Origin of the sequence: Streptosporangium sp. NPDC006013, from assembly GCF_040614275.1 — a bacterium.
In the GTDB taxonomy this organism is placed as follows: Bacteria; Actinomycetota; Actinomycetes; order Streptosporangiales; family Streptosporangiaceae; genus Streptosporangium.
The window spans coordinates 1-3,976 of sequence record NZ_JBEXUE010000696.1; the positions used below are offsets into that span (position 1 = coordinate 1).

The following is a 3,976-nucleotide window of genomic DNA, read 5'->3' on the forward strand; positions in this document are numbered from 1 at the left end:
TGGCGTCGCGGGTGAGGTCGAAGCCTGCCGGGCCAGGCCCGCGGAGGGCTTTCCTTGTTCGTGGCTGCCCAAGGCGCTAGAGAACTAGACTGAACAGTACCCATAAAGGAACTGGACTGTCCAGTACTCTAGAGAGAAGGGGGGCGGCATGGAACCGAACGAGCAGGGCCGGTCGGCGCGCAAGCATCAGGCCATCCTGGAGGCGGCCACCGAGGCATTCCTGAGCAAAGGGTACCCGGGCACCAGCATGGACGACATCGCGAAACTGGCCGCGGTGTCCAAGCAGACCGTTTACAAGCACTTCACCGACAAGGAACAGCTGTTCGCCGAGATCATCCTGGCGACCACCGGTCGGATCGACGGCGTCGTTCACCTGGTGACGGACGTTCCCGTCGACGGCGCGGCCCTGGAGGAGAGCCTGGGCAGGCTCGCCCGCGAGTTTCTCACCGCCCTCATGCGGCCGCAGGTGCTCCAGCTGCGGCGCCTGATCATCGCCAATGCCGACCGTTTTCCGGAACTGGGTGCCGCCTGGTACGAGCAGGGCTTCGAACGCGTCCTGGCCACCCTGGCCACCACGTTCCAGCGGCTCGCGGACCAGGGACTGCTCCGGATCGACGATCCGCTTCTGGCCGCCGACCACTTCGTCGGCCTGCTGCTGTGGACACCGGTGAACAAGGCCATGTTCCACGGCGCTCCCCAGCACACCCAGGCCGAACTCGACCACTACGCCGACGCCGGGGTCCGCACCTTCCTCACCGCCCACCGCCCGTCCGTCCAGGAGGCCCGGCACTGAGAGCGGGGCCGGTGCCGCGCACCGCCGCGGCGTCCGGGCGCCGGCCGGTCAGCGGCGCTGGTCGCCGCTGCGGCCGCGGCCCCGGTCGCTGGTCAGGGTCGCCAGCAGCGGGCCGAGGCGGTACTCCACCGGGGTCGTCAGGGCGATCTCGGTGGTGGATCGGACGACGCCGCGGAGCGCCAGGACCTCCTGGATCAGCGACTGCAGCTCGGCGTGGCTGCGGGAGGCCACCCGGACCATGAGGTCGCTGGTGCCGGTGGTGATGCAGACCTCAAGGACCTGGCTCAGCCGCCCGAGCGTGTCGGTGACCTCGCCCAGAGTGCCCTGGGCGAGCTGCAGGTGCAGGAACGCGGTCACCGGCAGGCCAAGGCGCTCCAGGTCGACGCGGGCGCTGAAGCCCGTCAGCACCCCCGACTCGACGAGCCGCTGGTAGCGCGCCTGGACCGTGTTCCGCGCGACCCCCAGCCGGGCCGCGAGCTCGCTGGTCCCGGCCCGGGGGTCTTCGGACAGGGCGGTCAGCAGCTCCGCGTCGAGCCGGTCAATGCTGGTCACAGTGCTCACCTGTCGCCGTTCGTGGTGGGTGTTAACTGAGCAGGACGCTCAATATTTCTGCAGAACCTTGACGTGGTAGCCACTCTAACCTCAAATTTACCGACATATGCGTCAGCTCTGGTGAAGGAGGCACACATGACCCAGACCGCCGATCCTGTGGTCGGGGCGGGTGCCCGCATCGACCTCGCCGATCGCTACCGGCCGGGTTCCGGCCCGGTGCTGCTGACGGGAGTCCAGGCCGTCGGCCGGTTGATCGCCGAGCAGCGTGCGCGCGACGAGCGGGCCGGTCTGCGCACCGCCACGTTCGTGTCGGGATACCAGGGTAGCCCGCTGGCCGGTCTCGACAAGACGCTCGCCGGTCTGCGGTCCGACGACCTGCGCCTGCTGCCCGGTCTCAACGAGGAGCTCGGCGCCACCGCCGTCTGGGGCAGCCAGAGCGCCCTGCCCAGCGGGCGGCGTACCCACGACGGCGTGGTGGGTCTCTGGTACGGAAAAGGACCTGGCGTCGACAGGTCGGGCGACGCGATCCGGCACGCGTCCACCTACGGTGTCGACCCGCGCGGCGGGGTGCTGGCCCTCGCCGGTGACGACCCCGGCGCGTCGTCGTCCACGCTGCCGTGCGTCAGCGAGCGCACGCTGGCCGCGATGGGGCTGCCCGTGCTGTACCCGCGCGACGCCGAGGAGATGGTCGCCCTCGGGCTGTACGGCATCGCCCTGTCCCGGGCGTCCGGCTGCTGGGTCGGCGTCAAGGTGGTCACCGCGGTGGCCGACGGGCTCTTCACGGTCGACCGCGACTTCGCCGACATGCACATAGCGGTTCCCGGGATCGAGTGGGAGGGGCGGCCGTGGACCTACCGGCAGCGCACCATGTCCTCCCCGACCGACAGCCTGCTCGCCGAGGCCGACCTGTTCGGCCCCCGGTGGGCGATGGTCGAGGCGTTCGGAGCCGCCAACCCGCTGGACGTCGTCGAGGTCGACCCCGCCGACGCCTGGCTCGGGATCGCGGCGCCCGGCGTGACGTACGACGCGGTGCGCCAGGCCCTGCTCGACCTGGGCCTTGACCAGCGGGATCTGGAGCGGGCCGGGATCCGGCTGATGCGGATCGGGATGCCCTACCCGCTCGGGGCCGGCACCCTGCGGCGGTTCGCGCGCGGGCTCCGCCAGATCCTGGTCGTGGAGGAGAAGACCTCCTTCGTCGAGAGCCAGGTGCGTGACCTGCTGTACGGCTCGGCCGACGCTCCGGCGGTGCTGGGAAAGCAGGACGCGGACGGCCGGCCGCTGGTGCCCGCCGGGGGACTGCTGAACGCCGACCGGCTGACCGGGCCGCTGCGCAGGCTGCTCGCCGACCGGGTCGAGCTCGCCCCGCCGCCACGGGCACCCCGGATGGCGCTCACCCTGACACCGGTGGCGAGCCGCACCCCGTACTTCTGCAGCGGCTGCCCGCACAACAGGTCGACCGTGCTTCCCGAAGGGTCGCTGGGGGCCGGCGGCATCGGGTGCCACACCATGGTGACGATCGCCGACCGGGAGAGCGCGCGGGTCACGTCGCTGACCCAGATGGGCGGCGAGGGGACGCAGTGGCTGGGACAGTCGCAGTTCACCGACGTGCCGCACATCTTCCAGAACGTCGGCGACGGCACGTTCTTCCACTCCGGCCAGCTGGCGCTGCAGGCGTGCGTGGCGGCCGGGGTGAACATCACCTACAAGATCCTCTACAACCAGGTCGTCGCGATGACCGGTGCGCAGGACCCTCAGGGGGCCCTGAGCGTTCCGGCGCTGACGCGCAAGCTCCATGCCGAGGGCGTGGCCAGGATCATCGTCTGCTCCGAGACGCCCCGCGGTTACGGCAGGCGGGCCCGGTTCGCGCCGGGGACGCTCGTCTGGCACCGTGACCGGCTCGACGAGGCGCAGCGACTCCTGCGCGACGTGCCGGGCGTCACCGTGCTCATCTACGACCAGCAGTGCGCGGCCGAGGCCAGGCGGCTCCGCAAGCGCGGCAGGCTCGCCGAGCGGACCGAACGGGTCGTCATCAACGAGAGCGTCTGCGAGGGGTGCGGCGACTGCGGGGTGAAGAGCAACTGCCTGTCGGTGCAGCCCGTGGAGACCGAGCTCGGCCGCAAGACCAGGATCGACCAGACCTCCTGCAACACCGACTACACCTGCCTGCAGGGCGACTGCCCGTCCTTCGTCACCGTACGGGTCGACCCCTCTGCTAAATCCGCGCCCGGTGGGTCGCGACCCGAGCCGCCCGAGGTGGCGGATCCGGTCATTCCGGTGGCGAGCCCGACGTACGACGTGTTCCTGGCCGGGATCGGCGGCACGGGCATCGTGACGGTCAACGCGGTCCTGGCCACCGCCGCCCTGTACGACGGCCTGCGCAGTGCCGGCCTCGACCAGACCGGCCTGTCGCAGAAGGCGGGCCCGGTGACGTCGCACCTGCGGATCTCGATCGACGGCGGCGAGCCGGCCAACCGGGTCAGTACCGCCGGTGCCGACACCGTGCTGGCGTTCGACCTGCTGGTGGGCACCGACGCCAAGCACCTGGCCCTGGCGAACCCCGAGCGCACCGTCGCGATCGCCTCGACGAGCCGGACACCGACCGGGGAGATGGTCTACGACGCCGGGCTCGGC

The 3,976-nt window shown here is 71.1% G+C and carries 3 protein-coding genes; 2 read left to right on the plus strand and 1 reads right to left on the minus strand.

The features are described 5' to 3' along the window. The first annotated feature begins 148 nt into the window (after positions 1–148). Complete coding sequence (locus ABZ260_RS48035) at positions 149–793, plus strand: TetR/AcrR family transcriptional regulator (protein WP_355631811.1); 645 nt, start codon at positions 149–151, stop codon at positions 791–793. Between the two features lie 48 nt (positions 794–841). On the opposite strand, the gene ABZ260_RS48040 is transcribed toward ABZ260_RS48035, so the two are convergent. Continuing rightward, complete coding sequence (locus ABZ260_RS48040) at positions 842–1,345, minus strand: Lrp/AsnC family transcriptional regulator (protein ID WP_350916044.1); 504 nt, start codon at positions 1,343–1,345, stop codon at positions 842–844. Positions 1,346–1,480: 135 nt separating this feature from the next. Here ABZ260_RS48040 and ABZ260_RS48045 point away from each other — a divergent pair. Beyond that, positions 1,481–3,976: indolepyruvate ferredoxin oxidoreductase family protein (locus ABZ260_RS48045; RefSeq protein ID WP_355631814.1), on the plus strand; the 2,496-nt coding region annotated here is incomplete at its 3' end.

Bases quoted from the DNA above. Each gene is read 5' to 3' on its own strand.
- ABZ260_RS48035 (WP_355631811.1), top strand. From the start codon at position 149: ATGGAACCGAACGAGCAGGGCCGGTCGGCGCGCAAGCATCAGGCCATC.